This window comes from Kribbella sp. NPDC050459 (genome assembly GCF_040655315.1).
Lineage (GTDB): Bacteria > Actinomycetota > Actinomycetes > Propionibacteriales > Kribbellaceae > Kribbella.
Map to the genome: position 1 here is coordinate 156,053 of NZ_JBFAJQ010000014.1, position 16,457 is coordinate 172,509.

A 16,457-nucleotide genomic window follows, 5' to 3' on the forward strand; every position below is an offset into this window, starting at 1 on the left:
GGGTACTCAGGGCGGTAGGCCCCCGGACCGGTCGAACTCCTGGTGACCGTTCGGGAACCTTGAGTGTGCGTGGTGCTCCGTGCCCATGATTGCGCAGAACTGGTAAATTTCCTACAGCAGGACGAGCAACAGCAGAACGGCGGCCGGAACGCCCTCGAGCAAGGTGTTCAACCAGAGTCGCCGCTCCGTTGCGAGCAGCACGAGCGCAAGGAAGACGTGCTGCCCGGCCGTGAACGCGACCAGCGCCTCACCCTGCGGTACGTGCCCGGTCCGGGCCAGGACGACGCCGAGCGCCAGCGCAATGCCGGTCGTGAGGTTGTAAAAGCCGAGGTTCACGATCCACAGCCGGACCGCGTCGAAGTCCCGCCGCTCGAGCAGGAACATCGGGTACAGCCGCGGGTGGCGGTAGAAGAACGACTCCATCAGCCACACCGACCCCAGCATCACCGCGATCGCGATCGCCAGGGCCTGAGCGGCGGTGCTCACAGCGACACCGTGACGCCGTGCCTGCTGGTGATCTCGCCCAGCGCGGCGTTGTCGCTAGGATCGGCGCCGGCCAGGTCCGCGAAGAACGCGCCCATCCGGCCGGTCTGGCTGATGGCCAGGAACTTCGCCGACGGCGTGAGCACCGAGAACGTGTTCACGGTGCCGGCTGGGATGCTGATCGAGGCGCCGGGCCCGAGGTCGTAGCCCTGATCCCCTGCCTGCACGAGGATTCGGCCCTGCAGGACGTAGAACGCCTTGCTCCACGACTCGGTGTGCGGCGGCGAGGCGTCGGCGCGCGGGGCGTCGATCTCGAACACCTCATACTGCCCACCGGTGTGCTCGGCACCGATCTTCACGGTCACGGTCGCATCCGGCGCGACGTACTCGACGCCGCTGCCCGCGTTGCTGAGGTGCACTGTCTCGTTCCTGGCTGTTTCGTTCATGGCTGCGACGGTAGGGAGCGCCGTACGCCGGCGGTATCCCGTGCGGACGGGCTCCTCCGGGCCGCCGGAATCCCCACATTTCAGGGATAGGCGGCACCGGGACGGCGGCGCATACTGAGCGCATGTGGGAGGGCCGGGCGCGGGCCGCGCGCCGGGAGATCGCAGCACTCGCAACCTCGGGGATGGGGGTCGCCGAACTGCACACTGCCGCGATCGAGGTGGTCGAACAGGTCGTCGGCAGCGAGCTCACCTGCTGGGCCGGGATCGACCCGGGAACGCTCGTGATCAGCTCGATGACCAGCGGCGCGGCCCGGACCCCACCGGAGTACGAGCCGCTGCTGGCGGAGACGGAGTACGCCGGAACGGTGCCGAACTCGTTCGCCGAACTGGCCCGCACGTCCCACCAGGTCGCCCGGCTGTCGGACCTGCCGTACCGCGAGGTCGTCGGGCACCGGCGGCTGAACGAGGTGTGGCGGCCGCTCGGGATCGAGCACGAGGTCCGGACGACGTTCGTCGTCGACGGGGACTGCTGGGGCGCGGCCGGGTTCGTCCGCAGCGGCCCGGACTTCAGTGACCGGGAGGTGGAGTTCCTGGGGTCGGTGGCGCCGGTCATCGGCGCGGCGACGCGGGTCGCCGTTCGCACGGACGCGCACGGGTACCGCGGAGGGGTCGGCCCGTCGATCGTCGTCACCGGCCCGGCAGGCGAGCCACGGGCGATCACCGCGGCCGCCCGGACCTGGCAGGACGAGCTGGACGAGATCGCGCCGGGCCGTTTCGGCGTACTGCTGCGGGCCGTCGTCACCGGAACGCGCGCAGCGTCGTCCGGGACGTTCCAGGCGCGGGTGCAGACCGCGGCCGGCGAATGGGTCCTGCTGCAGGGCAGCCGGCTGCTCGGTGACACCGCCGACGAGGTCGTCGTCACGATCGAGCCGGCGAGCGGTCACCACCTGCTCGGCATGCTGCTCGCGGCGTACGGCCTGACCACGCGCGAGCGGGAGATCTGCCTGGAGGTCATCTCCGGGCACGGCACCGGCGCGATCGCCGACCGGCTGTCGATCTCGCCGCACACGATCCAGGACCACCTGAAGTCGGCCTTCGCCAAGGTCGGCGTCCGCAGCCGCGGCGAACTGGTGGCGACCCTCAGGCCGGAATGAGCTGCTTGCGGTAGGTCCCCGGCGGTACGCCGAAGTCGCGCTTGAACGCTTTCGCGAACGCGAACTCCGACGTGTAGCCGATCTCCTTCGCCACCGCGGCGAGCGGGCGGTCGTGGTCGCGCAGCAACCGCGCCGCGGTCGTCATCCGCCAGCGGGACAGGTAGGTCAGCGGCGGCTCCCCGACCGCTTCGGTGAACCGCCGGGCGAACGCGGCCCGCGACAACCCGACGCCGGACGCCAGGTCGGCCACCGTCCACGCCGCACCGGGCTGCTCGTGGATCAGCTCCAGCGACTGCACGACCGCCGGATCGGTCAGCGCCCGTGCCCAGCCGCGATCCGTCGGGCAGTCGTTGTTCTCGAACCAGGCCCGCAGGATCAGCACCAGCAACGCGTCGACCAGCGCCGGCACGACCGCGGCCGCGCCGGGCCGCTGCGCGTCGAGCTCCTCGCCGAGGATGCTGATTGCCGTGTGCAACGACCGATGGCGTGCCGGACTCGCCGGGACGACGACCACGTCGGGCAGTCTGCTCAGCACCGGGTGCGGGCGCTCACGGTCGAGCCGGTAGGTCCCGCACAACAGCAGCGACCGCGCGCCCTGCCCCTGCTGCGGCTCCTCGACCGACGGGTCGAAATCGACCAGCGGCGAGTCGGGGTGGTCGGCCAGCGCGTGCTCGGCGCCCCGCGGCAGCAGCACCGCGTCGCCCGGCCCCAGCGGGATCGGGTCGCCGTCCGTCGGCAGCAACCACGCCGTACCTTGCAGGATCAGGTGGAACGTCGCGCCGAACGAGTGCACGAAGCGCAGTCCCCACGGACCCCGGACGTCGGTGCGCCCGGACGTGGCCGGACCGGTCCGCATCGCGGCAACGACATCGGCGAGCACATCCATACCTGTCATGATACGCGCACCGATCAAGACGATCGGACATAAATCAGCGCTCTATGGACATAGATCGGCTCGCATCCGCGGCCTACTGTCGATGACAGAACGTCAACGACAAGGAGCAGGAATGAGTATCGTCGTCACCGCCGCCACCGGTCACCTGGGCACGCTCGTCATCGACGAGCTGCTGCAGCGGGTGCCCGCCGAGCAGGTCGTCGCGGTCGCGCGGAACGCCTCGAAGGCGGCCCCGATCGCCGACCGCGGCGTCGAGGTCCGGATCGCCGACTACAACGACCCGGACGCGCTGGCGAAGGCCTTCGGCCCCGGCGACACGGTCCTGCTGATCTCCAGCAGCGAGGTCGGCAACCGGCTCGCTCAGCACCAGGCCGTCATCGACGCCGCGAAGCACGCCGGCGTCGCGCGGATCGCCTACACCAGCATCCTCGGCGGCCCGGAGGCCGACCTCGCCCTCGCCGCCGACCACAAGGCGACCGAGCAGGCGATCCTCGACTCCGGCCTGACCTACACGTTCCTGCGCAACGGCTTCTACAACGAGGTCTACACCGAGCAGCTCGCGACGCAGCTCGAGCACGGCGTCGTCGGCAGCACCGGCGACGGCCGGCTCGCCACTGCCTCCCGGCGCGACTTCGCGGCGGCCGCAGCTGTCGTCCTCAGCACGGACGGCCACGACAAGGCGGCGTACGAGCTGAACGGTGACACCGACTGGTCGCTGGCCGACTATGCCGCCGAGCTCTCGCGGAAGACCGGCAAGGAAGTTGCCTACAACAACGTGCCCGGCGAGGTGCTGCTCGGCATCCTGACCGGCGCCGGCCTGCCGGAGCCGCTCGCCGAACTGCTCGTCGACATCGACAAGGCTGTCGAGCGCGGCCTGCTGACCGGCCGCGGCAGCGACCTCACCCGCCTGATCGGCCGGCCCACCACCCCGATCGCCGACAGCATCGCCGCGGCTGTGCACTGACGACAGGAGGTATCCGGCCCGCGGCCTCGTTCGCGGTCCGTCCCACGCTCACGGCGACGTATACGTAGACGACTACGTCCTGTCGTCAGAGCCACCTGACTCGGTGCCGGAAGTTCTCCAGGAACTCGGCGTTCGCCTCGTCGCCGCCCGGGGCGTTGCCGCTACGCCAGATCGGCGGCGTGACGCCGCGGGCGACGAGTTCCTCGAGGGTTCGCAGCACGATCGAGTTCAGCGCGAAGGCGTTCGCGAACGTGGAGACCGCGCCGGCCCGCTCCGGCAGTCCGTCGAGCTCGATCACCGCGTCGCCGATCGGCACCAAGGTATCGACGGCGACGTCGACGAGGTCGTGCAGGTTCGCCCGCGACGGGTGCCGCGCCGGATGGTCCGGCGCGGTCCGCTCCGCATGCTGCCGCGAGCTCACCCCGATCGTCCGTACGCCGCGCTCCTTCGCCGCGAGCGCCGCGTCGATCAGGGCCGCGTTGATCCCGTACGCGTTCACCAGCACGAGCACGTCGTCCGCGCCGAGGCCCGCGGTGTCGATGACGATCCGGCCGTACCCCGGCGTACGCTCGACCGCCATCGAGCGCAGGGCGCCGTTCGACAGCAGGGTGCCCTCGTCGAGGATCGCGGAGACGTGCATCAGCCCGCCGGCCCGGAAGAAGATCTCCTGCGCCGCCAGGTTCGAATGCCCGCCCGGACCGTAGACGTGGACGAGCTGGTCGGCGGCGATCTGGTCCGCGAGGACATCCGCGGCCGCCGCGATCGACTCCTGCTCTTCCGCCTCGATCCGCCCGAGCAGCTCGGTGATCGCGGTCAGGTACGCGCTCGTCACGGTGCCGCGACGAGCTTGTTGTGTTGTTCGCCCAGGCCGTCGGCCCAGACCCGCAGGACGTCACCTTCGCGCAGGTACCGCGGCGGTTTCTGGCCCGCGCCGACGCCGGCCGGAGTCCCGGTGCTGATCACGTCGCCCGGGTAGAGCGTCATGAACTGCGAGATGTAGTGCACCAGGTGCGCGACGCCGAAGATCATCTCGGCCGTCGAACTGTCCTGCAGCGGCTCGCCGTTCACGTCCAGCCCGAGCTTGAGCTGTTGCGGGTCCGGCACCTCGTCCGCGGTCAGGATCCACGGCCCGAGTGGGCAGAACGTGGCCGAGTTCTTGCCCTTGTCCCACTGCCCGCCGCGTTCGAGCTGGAAGTGCCGCTCGGACACGTCGTTCACCAGGACGTATCCGGCGACGTGGTCGAGCGCCGCCGCCTCGTCTGCGATGTACGCCGCCGTCCGGCCGATCACGACGCCGAGCTCCACCTCCCAGTCGGTCTTCTCACCGCCGCGCGGAATCACCACGTCGTCGTACGCACCGACCACGGTGTCCGGTGCCTTCATGAACAGGATCGGCTCGGCCGGGGCCTGCTGCCCGCCCTCGGCCGCATGGTCGGCGTAGTTCAGCCCGACGCACACGATCTTCCCGGGGCTGAGCGGTGCGGCGAGCCGCACCGCCCCGAACTCCACCGGCGCGTCGGTGGCCGCGGCGGCGCGTTCCCGCCAGCGGCCCGGGTCGAACGCCTCGGACGCTCCCGGCAACGTCACCACCCGGCCGTCGCCGGCCAGTACGGCGTCGCGCAGTCCGTCGTCGGCGTGGATCCGGAGCAGTCTCACTTGTTCCTCCAACCAGAGTTCTTGGCCCAGTTCAGGTAGGCGATCCCCAACGCGTGCGAGCCTTGCACCGGAACCAGCTGTACGGCGTCGTACACGCGCAGGGACTGCTGGTAGACGAGCAGATCCTGCTCGGCGTACTCGCCCCAGCGCGCGCACTGCACCGCGTTCGCCGGCACCGCGACACCCGTCCCGTCGACCCGGTACCAGACCTCGGTCGCCGAGCGGACCAGCTTCTGCGTGAACGTCTTCGTGAAGCGCTGGATGTCGGTCGCGGGCCCGCCGTCGATCCCCGCGTCGGACGCCGCGTGCACGAACTCGGTGCTGATCGCGGCGTGGCTCAGGTCCTCGATCTGCTTCGCGGCCGGGTACGACGGCGTGTACTCCGAGATGCCCGCGGTCTTCGCGTACCCGGCGTACAGCTCGCTGTACGGCGGCCAATAGGTCCAGACGTAGGCCTCACCATCGAGTCGCAGCGCGGGCTCGTACGCCTTCAGCATCTGCAGCACGCGCGTCCGGTACTTCGGCTGCTTGGTCACGCGGAACAGCTCGACCAGCACCTGACCGATGCCCTGGCTCTGGTTGTACGGCTGGATGGTGCCGTCGAACGGGATCGGCGCGCCCTTCGGCCACACGTAGTCGCCAGTGCCGTCCGCGCGCGAGACCCACTCCGGCTCGTGGAACGCCACTGCCGCCGTAGCGGCGTCGAGAACCTCTCGCGCGAACTCCTGCCGCGGCCCGCGCCGGAGCGTGGCGGACTGCAGCACCATCCGGGCGTAGCGGGCCAGCGGGAACGCGATCATCCCGGTATGCACCGCGAAGACGTAGTACTGCGACGTGAACGGAATCGTGGCCGCCGCCGGTGCCGGCGCCGCGGCGGGAGCCGTGCGGAGGTCGACCGCCGTCCAGCGCAGGGACGCGTTGTAGGCATTGTTGACCGCCGTCACGACGTATGCGGGGGACGCCGGATCGAGACTGACCGCCGGCAGCGTGACGACGGTCGTGGTGGCGGGGTTGCGGAGGACGAGGTCGAAGGTGCCGTCGGCAACGTTCAGGACCTCGGCGGTCGACTCGGCCGACCGGGTGCCGGCCCAGCGGAGCTGAACCGCGGGGGCACCATTGCCGTCGGCAAGGATGCCGTGGCCGGCGGTGTAGTTCCCGGCCGTGCGCCAGACCTTGCCGGAGCGGCCCGCGTAGTCCCGGACCTTCCGGGCGTGGTCGGTGGTCTTCATCAGGTGCCGGGCGCGGTCCTCGAAGGTGCGCAGGTAGCGCTCGTCCTGGTAGGCCTCGTACATCCGGAGCAGACCGAGCAGGAAGTAGGACTCGCCCCAGGCGTACAGGCCGGCCTCGTTGTTCTGGGCTTTGGAGGCGAGGTAGCCCGCTTGGGCGGCGTCGAAGGCTTCGGGTGAGTCGTAGACGAGTGGATCGGCGGACGCTGAGAGGGCCGGGAGACCGGCCCAGGCGGCGACACCGCCCGCTGTGGTTCCGAGAACGAACGTGCGGCGGGTGGGGTTCATGATTGCCTCACAAGGGTGGTGGGGAGGTCAGCCTTTGACTGCGCCGCCCATGCTGTTGAGGATGCGTTTCTGTAGCAGGAGGAAGACGATGACGACCGGCACCAGTGAGATCACGGTGCCGGCGGCGAGACCGCGGACGTCGGTGCCCGAGACGCCGCTCAGGTAGGCGATCCCGAGGGCGATCGGGAACTTGGACTGGCTGGTCAGCACCACCAGCGGCCAGATGAAGCTGTTCCACACCGAGACGAAGCCGAGGATCGCCAGCACGGCGAGCGTCGGCGCGACGATCGGCACGCAGATCCGCCAGAAGATCGCGAACTCGTTCGCCCCGTCGACGCGGGCGGCTTCGACGATCTCGTCCGGGATCTGCGAGAACGCCTGGCGGAGCAGGAAGATCCCGAGCGACGACAGGACAGCCGGCAGGATCACCGCGGCGAACGTGTCGGTCAGGCCGAGCTGGCTCATCACCAGGAACCGCGGGATCAGCATCAGCTCGCCGGGCAGGAACATGATCGACAGGAACAGCATGAAGAACACCCCGCGGCCGCGGAACGCGATCCGGGCCAGCGGGTACGCCGTCAGCGCGGACACCACGAGGTACACCGGGACCGTGATGCCGACGTAGATCACCGAGTTCACCAGGAACCGCGCGTACGGGATCGTCGTCCAGGCTTCGCGGAACCAGTCGGCCACCGGAGGCCGCGGGATCAGGTCGGGCGGGAAGCCGAACACGTCCTGACTGGCGGGCTTCGTCGCCGCGCTGAGCAGAATCAGGAACGGCCCGACGAACAGCGCCGCGACCGCGATCAGCAGCACGTACACACCGATCCGCCGGCCGTTGATCCGCCGCTTCGGCCGGTACAACCTGCGCGCCATCAGACGTCCCTCCGCCGGGTCACCAGGAGGTTGAAGCCGGCCAGGACGATCATGATCGCCCACAGCAGCAGGCCGACGGCGCTCGCGTAGCCCATGTCGTAGTCCTCGAAGGCTTTCGACCAGATGTAGTAGCCGAGGGTCAGAGTGGAGTCGAGCGGCCCGCCGCGGGTCAGCACGTAGACGGACTCGAAGGCGCGCATCGCCTCGAGCATGCTGAGCACGAGCGTCACCGCGAACGTCGGCCGCAGCGACGGTACGACGACGTGCAGCAGCCGCTGCCAGGCGTTCGCGCCGTCGATCGTCGCGGCCTCGAGCTGGTCCGCCGGCACCGCCTGCAGGCCGGCCAGGTAGATCATCATGAACAGACCGGCGTTCTTCCACGCCTCCAGCAGCACCACGGTCGGCAGCGCCCAGTGCCGGTCGAGCAGGAAGTCGGTCGGTCCGGCGCCGAACAGGCCGAGCAGCCAGTTGACGACGCCCTCGCGGTTGAACACGTACCGCCAGGCGACCGCCACCGCGACCATCGACGTGATCACCGGCAGGTAGTACAGCATCCGGAACGCCTGGATCGCGCGCAGCTTGAGGTTCACCAGCATCGCCAGGAACAGCGGAGCGACCACGGTCAACGGCAGGAACATCAGTACGAACAGCAGCGAGTTCCGCAGCGCGATCCAGACCCGCGGGTCGTGCCCCAGCCGGACGAAGTTGTCCAGCCCGGAGAAGCGCACCGGATGCACGATGTCGTAGTCGGAGAACGCCAGCTGGATCGCGATCGCCGCCGGCCAGGCGAACATCGCGGCGTAGAACAGCAGTCCGGGCAGCATGAACACGTACGGCGTGTACCAGTGCTGACCGACGACGCGGCCCTTGAGACCGGGCATGTTGCTCCTCGTGTCTGAAACCCAGATTTCAGATACCAAGCTGACGGGAACCGTAACGCACAACCGTCGGCGCCGGAAGCGGCAACTCCAGAAAATTCCGGGCAGTTTCCGTTGACTCCGTCGAGTAGATGGCGAACACTCTGGTGTCTGTAAGCCAGGTTTAGGACATTCCGTTTTGAGGAGCCAATGATGGCCCGACCCCTGCTCAGACTCCGACTCGCTGTTGTTGCCACTCTCGTGCTGGCGCTGGCCGGCTGCGTGTCCGGCAGTCCGGCGGGCGGTGACAGCGACCAGAAACAGTCCGGCGACGCCTACTCCGGGGACGTCGAGTGGTGGACGATCAACCTGCAGAAGAACTACGGGCCGGACATCCAGAAATGGATCGACGCCTACCAGAAGGAGCACCCGAAGGTCCACATCAACTGGGTGGACGTGCCGGGGGCGGACATCACCACCAAGCTGCTGGCCTCGATCGCCAGCGGCAAGGTGCCGGACGTCGTCAACTTCACCTCGGCCACGACCGGGTTGTTCGCCGGCTCGATGACCGACCTGAACTCGTTGTTCAGCAAGGAGGACGTGGCGGCGTACCTGCCGAACCTGACCGAGCCGCTGGTCGTCGACGGCAAGCGCATCGCGATCCCCTGGTACAACGGCGGTACGTCGCTGGCCTTCTACAACAAGGACCTGCTGGCCAAGGCAGGCTTCGACCCGGCCAAGCCGCCGACGACGTACGACGAGGCGCTCGCGCTCGCGACGAAGTACCACGACGCGACCGGCAAGTCGGCGACCAACTTCATGGCGTACTCGAGCGTGGTGCAGGCCAACGGCATCCCGCTGCTGTCCGAGGACGGCAAGCAGGCCGCGTTCAACACCCCGGAGACGCTGGCCCTGCTGGAGAAGTTCAAGCCGCTCTTCAGCTCCGGCGCGATCGCGCCCGGCAGCCTCGGCGAGAACCCGCGGGACCTGCCGCAGTCGCTGGAGAACAAGCTGATCGCGTTCAACCCGGCGGCCGTGTCCAGCTCGCTGCTGAACGTCGAGAAGAACGCGCCGGCCGTCTACTCGTCGATCGTGGTCGGTCCGCCGGTGACCGGTGCCGACGGCAAGTTCTACATGCCGGGCCAGCAGGTGATGGGGATCCCGGCGAAGTCGGACAACCAGGCCGCCGCGGCCGCGTGGCTGAAGTACGTCGCCGCGCCCGAGCAGCAGCTCGCGCTGTGCAAGCTGGTGCCGATCTACCCGTCGTCGGTGAAGGCCCTCGCGGACCCGTTCTTCACCGACATCAGCGGAACCACGCCGGCCGACCAGGCCCGGAAGATCCTCATCGACACCTTCAAGCAGAGCGTCGACGCGTCGATGGGCTCGGGTAACGACGAGCAGCTGCGGCAGTTGTTCGACGACCAGGTGCGCGCGTACATGTCGGGCACGAAGACTGGGAAGCAGGCACTGGACGACGCCGAGAAGGCGTGGAACGACACACTGGCGAAGGGTAAGTAGACGTGACGGACACACTGCGGATCGGGATCGTCGGCGCGGGGATCATGGGCCGCGGCAACGCGTTGTCGTTGTCCGGCCGGGCCGACGCCTCGATCACCGCGGTCACGAGCCGCTCGGCGGAGTCGGCCGAGCGGCTGGCCGACGAGATCGCCGGGCGGGGCGCCCGGCCGGTCGTCCATCCCGATCTCGAAGCTTTGCTGGCCAGTGACAGCGTCGACGCCGTCGTGCTGACCACGCCCGACGACCTGCACGGCGAGATGATGGTCCGGGCCGCGGAGGCCGGGAAGCACATCCTGGTCGAGAAGCCGATGACGACCTCGGTCGCGGAGGCGGACGCGGCCGTGAAGGCGATCCGGGAGAACGGCGTGATCGCGATGTGCCTGTTCAACCATCGCTGGGTGCCGGCGTACGCCCAGGCCTACGAGCTGCTCGATGGCCTCGGCGACGTCGCGGTCGCGTACGCCCGCAAGGACGACACGATCTTCGTGCCGACCGAGATGCTGTCCTGGGCCGACCGCACGACCTGCGCCTGGTTCCTGTCCAGTCACGACATCGACCTGGTCTCCTGGCTGCTCCGCGACCAGGTCAGCCGGGTCTACGCGACCGCACGCTGGGGCAAGCTCCGGTCGCTCGGGATCGAGACCCCGGACGCCATCCAGATCCAGGCCGAGTACTCGCGCGGCGCGGTCGCGACGTTCGAGTCCGCGTGGATCTATCCCAACACGTTCCCGACGACGGTCGACTCGTACGTCGCGGTGGTCGCCGACAACGGCGTCGTACAGCTCGACCGGCAGAAGGAAAACGTCGTACTGGCGCGTCCCGACGGCTACACGTACCCGCGGAACATGCTGCAACGCGTCATGCACGGCATCCCCGCCGGCGCCTACGCCGACGCGATCGCCCACTGGGTCGACTGCTGCCGCACCGGCCGCGACCCCCTCATCACGATCGAGAGCAGCCGCAACGTCACCGCCGTACTGGAAGCCGCGCACCTCTCCATCGAGACCCGCCAACCCGTCGACGTGTCCATGCTGGTCGCATGAGCGAGGGACCTGAGAAGCTGCGGCACATCGACGGGCGGATCAATCGGATCGGGACGGACGACCTGATCAAGGCGTTCGGGTCGCCGGCTGCTGATCTGGCGGGGTTGCGTGCCTTTGTCGGTTGGCAGTTGCAGCGGCCTGCCTGGCCGTTGCCCGAGTGGGCCTCGGCGACGCGGGCCACTCCGGCAGCGGATGCCGTACTGGCTGCGGCTGCTCCGTTGCTGGATGGTGTGGATGTCACGGGGAGTGGGCTGGGCCGGTCGCAGCTGTACGGCTTCCACTACCTCGGGTGGCTCGCTCCTGGTGTGCAGGCCTGGCAGCTGACCGGGGACATCCGCTATCTGCAGGTCTTTGAGCAGCATCTGGACGAGTGGGTGTCACGCCGGGACTCGGTGACTGGCGAATGGCCGGGGCTGGACGTCATCTGGTACTCGCTCGGCACTTGGGCCCGCTGCCGCAGCCTGCTGCCGGCACTCGAAGTACTGACCGACTCGCCGCTGTCCGACCGTGTGTGGAGCCAGCTGGTCGCAACACTCGTCGGCGGAGCCCGGTGGGCGTACGACGAGCATGACGTGTTCCGGCACGGGAACTGGCAACTCGTGTGTGCCACGGAGCTGCTGCATCTCAGCGCCGTACTGCCGTCGCTGGTGGAGTCGGCGGCGTGGGCGGAGCGTGCGCGACAGCGGATCGAGGAACACCTGGTGCTGGACGTCTATCCGGACGGTGGGCACTATGAGCGCTCACCTGGGTACCACCGGATGGTGTTGACGGCACTGCAGACCGCTGCACGGATCGACCCGGCGGTGGCGGCGCATCCCCGGTTCGCCGCCATGCACACGTGGATGTGCGAGCTGGTGTCGACGGGCGGCTGGTTGCCGCATCTGCAGGACAGCGGGATCGAGTGGCCGGCAGCGTCGTTGCTGCGCGGGAGTTACTTGCTGAACGACCCGGTGCTCGCACAGATCGCGGGACAGTGGCTGTCGCCTTCGGAGTTCGCTGCCGAGGTGGCGACCTTTCCGACGCGGCCGGACCGTGCGGAGTGGCTGTTGCCGGCAGCGGTTCCTGAGTTGCCGCCGGCGACCGTGCTGCCCGAGTCCGGGTACACGATCCTGCGCGGTCCCGAGGTGCGTGCGGTGATCAACCACGGGCCGCACATCGAGCACGAGCTGGAGTCGCACTCGCATCGCGCCGTACTGGATCTGGTGCTGGACGGGTGGGGACAGCCGTTGCTCTGGGAGGCGGGCGGCCCCCCGAGCTACGACGATCCGCTGTATCAGACGTGGTACCAGTCAGGCCGCGGTCACAACACGGTGCTCGTGGACGACCAGGAGCTGTCCACTGACCGTCGCGTCGCCGTCGACTCGCTGGTGGACGCCGACGTAGTAGCGATCTTCTCCGCCCGCCACCACGGCAACGGCCTTGAGCAGGCGCGGACGGTCGCGATGGTCCGCGAGGAACCGTCGTACGTCGTCGTCACTGACCACGCGGACGGCCGACACACGTTCCAGGCGAACTGGCACGCCCTGCATCCATGGCGCCAGGTAGGGCCTCTCGCTTACGACGCCACCGGCCCCGACGGACCCGGCCTGCTGCTGGTCGAGGCGGCCGATCCAGCAACAACCACCGCCCGGGTCTCCGAGGGGGTCGCCCGTCGTCCGGTTCTCGCCCGTCGGGTCGGCGAATACGGCCCGCTGCATTCACTCGGCCTCACGCGGTCGACCGGGGACTTCACGACCGTACTGATCCCGCACGCCGGCGCCGAACCGCCCGAGGTGTCAGTGCACAGCATCGACGGCGAACTGGTCGTCACATCCGGCAAGACGGTCGACCGGATCGGTCCGTCGACCTGGACGCGGCACGTCGACGGACAGTTGTCGTGGGCAACCGGTTGGCGGGTCCGGCAGCTGGCCGAGGTGCTCCGGAGCACCGACGAGGTCGACGTCGTGGCCAAGGTGAGCGGGGACCACGTGCGTTTCTCGATCACCTGCGCGGGGCGATGCGGCCTGTGGGTCCGGGCGGGTGGCGAGATCCGGCTCGGCGGCACGATCATTGACACGACGACCGAGAACGAATGGGCTCACCTCACCCTCCCGTACGCCGGGCCCTGGACTGTTGACGGGGTGTGGCATGGGTGACGCCGTGACCGAGGGCTGGTTCGATGCGCGGATCGTGAGCGGCGCGCATCCGGCATCGCTGCTGCCGCCCACCGACCGGGACGCGATCGCCGCCCACCTCGACCGGTACGCGCTGTCTGGTGCCCTGGTGAGCGCGATGGCGTCCTGGTTGCACGATCCTGTCGGCGGGAACGCGGAAGCCTCCGCGGTCGCGCACAGTCTGGCCGATCGCGGCGTGCTGGCCTGCTGGACGGCCGTGCCCGCGACACCCGGTGAGCTCGACTCCCTGACAGGGCTGGTGAATCGCGCCGTCGACGACGGGGTCGCCGCCTTCCGGATCCACCCGGCGTCCCACGGCTTCTCCCCCGCGCTGCTCGACGAGTTGTACGACGCGCTGCAGGCCCGTCACCTGCCGTTGTGCGCGGACGCCGCGGAACTGCCGTGGCCGGACCTGACCCGGATCGCGCTCCGCTTCCCGGAGCTGCCGATCGTCGTGTCGAACCTCGGCTACCGCAAGCTGCGCGAGCTGTGGGCCGTGCTCGACGCGCACGCAGGCGTGTACGTCGATCTGGTCGACTTCGCCGCACACCAGGGCGTCGAGTGGCTGGCCGCCAACAACCTCGCCGACCGGCTGCTGTTCGCGACCGGCCTCGGCGTCCGCGATCCCGGCGAAAGCGTCGTCCGGCTCGCGTGGTCGGGCCTCGACGACGCGACGGTCCGGCTGGTCGGGTCCGGCACCGCGGGCAGGCTGTTCCGGAGCTGGGTCCGGTCATGATCGGGCGCCGGCCGCAGCATCGGATCGTCGACGTGCACGCGCACCTCGGCCCGTACTCGCTGTTCTTCATCCCCGAGCCGGACGCCGCGACGATGGTCGCGGTGATGGACCGTACCGGCACCGACGTCACCGTGCTCTCGGCGAACCGCGCGATCCAGCAGGACGCGCACCTGGGCAACTCCGAGTCGCTCGCCGCGGTCGACGCGTACCCGGACCGGATCGCGGCGTACGCGGTCGTCAACCCGTGGCAGGACCCGGAGCGCGAACTCGAACGGGTCGCGAGCGACGAACGGTTCGTCGGGATCAAGGTGCATCCGAGCCTGCACCGCTACCCGGTCACCGGCGCGCGGTACGCCGCGGTGTGGAAGTTCGCCGAGTCCACCGGCTGCCCCGTCCTCAGTCACTCCGAGCACCAGTCGCCGTACGATGCCCCCGCGCTGTTCCGGACCGTCGCGGAGCGGTACCCGGGGACGTCGGTCATCCTCGGGCACGCCGGCATCACACCGGCCGGTGTGGACGAGGCGATCGCGGCGGCGAGCCGGTACGACTCGCTCTGGCTCGAGGTCTGCGGTTCGCAGATGACCGGGCCGCTGATCCGCTCGATGGTCGACCAGGTGGGCAGCGGCCGGGTGCTGTTCGGTTCGGACTTCCCGTTCATCGACCAGCGGATGTCGCTGGGCCGGGTGGTCTGCGCACCGCTGTCGGAGAGTCAACGCCAAGATGTTCTCAGCGGGAACGCCCGCAAGCTGTTCCGGTGGCGGCCGTTGCCGGACGGGCCAGGAGAACGAGGGGTTGACCTATGACCGACGAGACACAGCAGACCGAGCAGGTGTCCGGCGAGCGCCTGCCGTCCGTGACGGTCGGTCTGTTCGGGCCGCGCCGGCTGGTGAAGACCATGTCGGAGGTCGGCCAGGAGGTCGCGGAGCGGTCCGCGCACGGCGTGCGGTTCCTGACCGGCGGGTACGACGACCTGTCGGAGGCCGAGGAGCGATATCTCCGGCTGCGGGACCGGATCGACTCGGCGGTCTTCCCCGGACCGTGGGCGTTCGACCTGGCGACCACCGGCCACTGGCTCACTGTCCCGTCGACGCACCTGCCGCTGACCGGCGCCGCGCTCTACGCCGCTCTGCTGCGGGCCTCGCTGACGATCCCGGACGTCGACCTGAGCCGCGTCAGCATCGACTCGCTGTCCCTCGCGGACGTCTCCGAGGCGTACAGCGAGATCGGCCTCGACACCGCGCAGGTGTACGACGTCCCGTACGAAGGGCCCGAGTCGGTGGCCGGCTTCGCGGCGTTCCACCGGGAGAAGTTCGAGCGCCAGCACACCACCGTCGCGCTGACCACGATCCTGTCCGTGGAGCGCGAGCTGCGCGCGGACGGCGTACCCGTACTGCGGATCGCGCCGACACGGTCGAGTGTGCGGGACGCGCTGGAGACCGCCGTACTGCTCGGGCAGGGCACGCGGATGGGTGCACACCAGCTCGCGATGATCGCCGTACAGGTCATTCCGTCCGGTGCCGAGTCAGGTGACTACTGGCAGCAGGAGTTGGCGTTGTCGACGCACCAGAAGCTGCTGTCCGAGGCCCGCCAGGTCGGTGCATCGGTAACGCGTCGCTCAGACACACTCTTCCTCGTCACCACGACGTACGGCGCTCTGCTGCGGCTGACAGAGCAGTTCGCCGTCGCGCCCTTCCTTGGTGCGTTGACGGCACAGCTGGGCGTACCTGTCGCTGTAGGCGCGGGCACCGGCCAGACTGCGCGTGCTGCCGAGGCAAACGCGCTCATGGCCGTTGAGGAATCTGTTGCGGCCGGCGGCAAGGTAGCGGTGTATCTGGACGGCAGCAGCGACCGGCTGGACCTGGAGTCCGGTGCTGCGACGACTGACGCCGCACCGATCGACGGTACGTCGCCGATCGACCAGCGGGCGCTGGAGATCGTCACCTCGATCGCCTCTGCCATGAGCTCCGCGCCGGGCCGGCAGGTCGTGGTTGACGTCGAGAGCGTCGCCGCGATCATGCAGGTCACCCAGCGCACCGGACGCCGGATGCTGAAGGAGCTGGTCGAGGCAGGCCTCGCCTGGCCGCTCCCGCCGGCTCGCTCGACCGGGGGCGGACGGCCACGCCAGCAGTTCCGGCTACTGACCGAGAAGCTCGACTAGGAGG

The 16,457-nt window shown here is 69.3% G+C and carries 16 protein-coding genes; 8 read left to right on the top strand and 8 right to left on the bottom strand.

Features of this window, described 5'->3' with window-relative positions:
- Nucleotides 1-111: 111 nt before the first annotated feature.
- Both AB0I12_RS34520 and AB0I12_RS34525 read right to left on the bottom strand, forming a co-directional pair.
- Complete coding sequence (locus AB0I12_RS34520) at nucleotides 112-486, bottom strand: DUF1304 family protein (protein ID WP_359937946.1); 375 nt, start codon at nucleotides 484-486, stop codon at nucleotides 112-114.
- Entirely contained in the window at nucleotides 483-929 is a 447-nt protein-coding gene (locus tag AB0I12_RS34525) for a cupin domain-containing protein (protein ID WP_359937949.1), read from the bottom strand. Before AB0I12_RS34525 ends, AB0I12_RS34520 begins: the two co-directional genes overlap by 4 nt.
- A gap of 122 nt (nucleotides 930-1,051) precedes the next feature.
- On the opposite strand from AB0I12_RS34525, the gene AB0I12_RS34530 reads away from it, so the two are divergent.
- Entirely contained in the window at nucleotides 1,052-2,083 is a 1,032-nt protein-coding gene (locus tag AB0I12_RS34530; RefSeq protein WP_359937952.1) for a helix-turn-helix transcriptional regulator, read from the top strand.
- On the opposite strand, the gene AB0I12_RS34535 is transcribed toward AB0I12_RS34530, so the two are convergent.
- Entirely contained in the window at nucleotides 2,070-2,969 is a 900-nt protein-coding gene (locus AB0I12_RS34535; protein ID WP_359937955.1) for an AraC family transcriptional regulator, read from the bottom strand. The two genes, AB0I12_RS34530 and AB0I12_RS34535, sit on opposite strands and share 14 nt — an antisense overlap.
- 121 nt (nucleotides 2,970-3,090) lie before the next feature.
- Between AB0I12_RS34535 and AB0I12_RS34540 the strand changes: the two genes are divergently transcribed.
- Complete coding sequence (locus tag AB0I12_RS34540; protein ID WP_359937958.1) at nucleotides 3,091-3,942, top strand: SDR family oxidoreductase; 852 nt, start codon at nucleotides 3,091-3,093, stop codon at nucleotides 3,940-3,942.
- A gap of 85 nt (nucleotides 3,943-4,027) precedes the next feature.
- On the opposite strand, the gene AB0I12_RS34545 is transcribed toward AB0I12_RS34540, so the two are convergent.
- The 5 genes from AB0I12_RS34545 to AB0I12_RS34565 are packed head-to-tail and all read right to left on the bottom strand — an operon-like array spanning nucleotide 4,028 to nucleotide 8,869.
- Nucleotides 4,028-4,774, bottom strand: a complete 747-nt coding sequence (locus tag AB0I12_RS34545) for a sugar isomerase domain-containing protein (protein WP_359937961.1) — start codon at nucleotides 4,772-4,774, stop codon at nucleotides 4,028-4,030.
- Entirely contained in the window at nucleotides 4,771-5,598 is an 828-nt protein-coding gene (locus AB0I12_RS34550; RefSeq protein ID WP_359937964.1) for a fumarylacetoacetate hydrolase family protein, read from the bottom strand. The genes AB0I12_RS34545 and AB0I12_RS34550 overlap by 4 nt, the downstream gene beginning before the upstream one ends.
- Nucleotides 5,595-7,112, bottom strand: a complete 1,518-nt coding sequence (locus AB0I12_RS34555; RefSeq protein ID WP_359937967.1) for a hypothetical protein — start codon at nucleotides 7,110-7,112, stop codon at nucleotides 5,595-5,597. Before AB0I12_RS34555 ends, AB0I12_RS34550 begins: the two co-directional genes overlap by 4 nt.
- Nucleotides 7,113-7,139: 27 nt before the next feature.
- On the bottom strand, nucleotides 7,140-7,988 hold the full coding sequence (locus AB0I12_RS34560; protein WP_359937970.1) for a carbohydrate ABC transporter permease: 849 nt from the start codon (nucleotides 7,986-7,988) through the stop codon (nucleotides 7,140-7,142).
- Nucleotides 7,988-8,869 carry a sugar ABC transporter permease gene (locus tag AB0I12_RS34565; protein ID WP_359937972.1) on the bottom strand — a complete coding sequence of 294 codons (882 nt, stop codon included), beginning with the start codon at nucleotides 8,867-8,869 and terminating at the stop codon, nucleotides 7,988-7,990. The genes AB0I12_RS34560 and AB0I12_RS34565 overlap by 1 nt, the downstream gene beginning before the upstream one ends.
- A 189-nt stretch (nucleotides 8,870-9,058) precedes the next feature.
- Here AB0I12_RS34565 and AB0I12_RS34570 point away from each other — a divergent pair, with 189 nt between their 5' ends.
- The 6 genes from AB0I12_RS34570 to AB0I12_RS34595 are packed head-to-tail and all read left to right on the top strand — an operon-like array spanning nucleotide 9,059 to nucleotide 16,453.
- A complete protein-coding gene (locus tag AB0I12_RS34570; RefSeq protein ID WP_359937975.1) occupies nucleotides 9,059-10,363 on the top strand; it encodes a sugar ABC transporter substrate-binding protein in 1,305 nt (434 codons plus the stop codon).
- 2 nt (nucleotides 10,364-10,365) lie between these two features.
- Nucleotides 10,366-11,406 (top strand): Gfo/Idh/MocA family oxidoreductase, encoded by a 1,041-nt coding sequence (locus AB0I12_RS34575; RefSeq protein WP_359937978.1) that lies wholly within the window; start codon nucleotides 10,366-10,368, stop codon nucleotides 11,404-11,406.
- Nucleotides 11,403-13,541 (top strand): heparinase II/III family protein, encoded by a 2,139-nt coding sequence (locus tag AB0I12_RS34580; RefSeq protein WP_359937981.1) that lies wholly within the window; start codon nucleotides 11,403-11,405, stop codon nucleotides 13,539-13,541. Before AB0I12_RS34575 ends, AB0I12_RS34580 begins: the two co-directional genes overlap by 4 nt.
- The gene (locus AB0I12_RS34585; protein ID WP_359937984.1) at nucleotides 13,534-14,295 is read left to right on the top strand and encodes an amidohydrolase family protein; all 762 of its coding nucleotides are present in this window, start codon (nucleotides 13,534-13,536) and stop codon (nucleotides 14,293-14,295) included. The genes AB0I12_RS34580 and AB0I12_RS34585 overlap by 8 nt, the downstream gene beginning before the upstream one ends.
- On the top strand, nucleotides 14,292-15,098 hold the full coding sequence (locus AB0I12_RS34590; RefSeq protein ID WP_359937987.1) for an amidohydrolase family protein: 807 nt from the start codon (nucleotides 14,292-14,294) through the stop codon (nucleotides 15,096-15,098). Before AB0I12_RS34585 ends, AB0I12_RS34590 begins: the two co-directional genes overlap by 4 nt.
- Nucleotides 15,095-16,453, top strand: coding sequence for a hypothetical protein (locus AB0I12_RS34595; RefSeq protein WP_359937990.1), 1,359 nt, complete (start codon nucleotides 15,095-15,097; stop codon nucleotides 16,451-16,453). The genes AB0I12_RS34590 and AB0I12_RS34595 overlap by 4 nt, the downstream gene beginning before the upstream one ends.
- The last annotated feature ends 4 nt before the right edge of the window (nucleotides 16,454-16,457 follow it).

Coding starts and splice junctions, on each gene's coding strand:
- AB0I12_RS34530 (WP_359937952.1), top strand. CDS start 1,052: ATGTGGGAGGGCCGGGCGCGGGCCGCGCGCCGGGAGATCGCAGCACTC.
- AB0I12_RS34555 (WP_359937967.1), bottom strand. CDS start 7,112: ATGAACCCCACCCGCCGCACGTTCGTTCTCGGAACCACAGCGGGCGGT.
- AB0I12_RS34565 (WP_359937972.1), bottom strand. CDS start 8,869: ATGCCCGGTCTCAAGGGCCGCGTCGTCGGTCAGCACTGGTACACGCCG.
- AB0I12_RS34560 (WP_359937970.1), bottom strand. CDS start 7,988: ATGGCGCGCAGGTTGTACCGGCCGAAGCGGCGGATCAACGGCCGGCGG.
- AB0I12_RS34585 (WP_359937984.1), top strand. CDS start 13,534: ATGGGTGACGCCGTGACCGAGGGCTGGTTCGATGCGCGGATCGTGAGC.
- AB0I12_RS34525 (WP_359937949.1), bottom strand. CDS start 929: ATGAACGAAACAGCCAGGAACGAGACAGTGCACCTCAGCAACGCGGGC.
- AB0I12_RS34535 (WP_359937955.1), bottom strand. CDS start 2,969: ATGGATGTGCTCGCCGATGTCGTTGCCGCGATGCGGACCGGTCCGGCC.
- AB0I12_RS34540 (WP_359937958.1), top strand. CDS start 3,091: ATGAGTATCGTCGTCACCGCCGCCACCGGTCACCTGGGCACGCTCGTC.
- AB0I12_RS34580 (WP_359937981.1), top strand. CDS start 11,403: ATGAGCGAGGGACCTGAGAAGCTGCGGCACATCGACGGGCGGATCAAT.
- AB0I12_RS34595 (WP_359937990.1), top strand. CDS start 15,095: ATGACCGACGAGACACAGCAGACCGAGCAGGTGTCCGGCGAGCGCCTG.
- AB0I12_RS34590 (WP_359937987.1), top strand. CDS start 14,292: ATGATCGGGCGCCGGCCGCAGCATCGGATCGTCGACGTGCACGCGCAC.
- AB0I12_RS34570 (WP_359937975.1), top strand. CDS start 9,059: ATGGCCCGACCCCTGCTCAGACTCCGACTCGCTGTTGTTGCCACTCTC.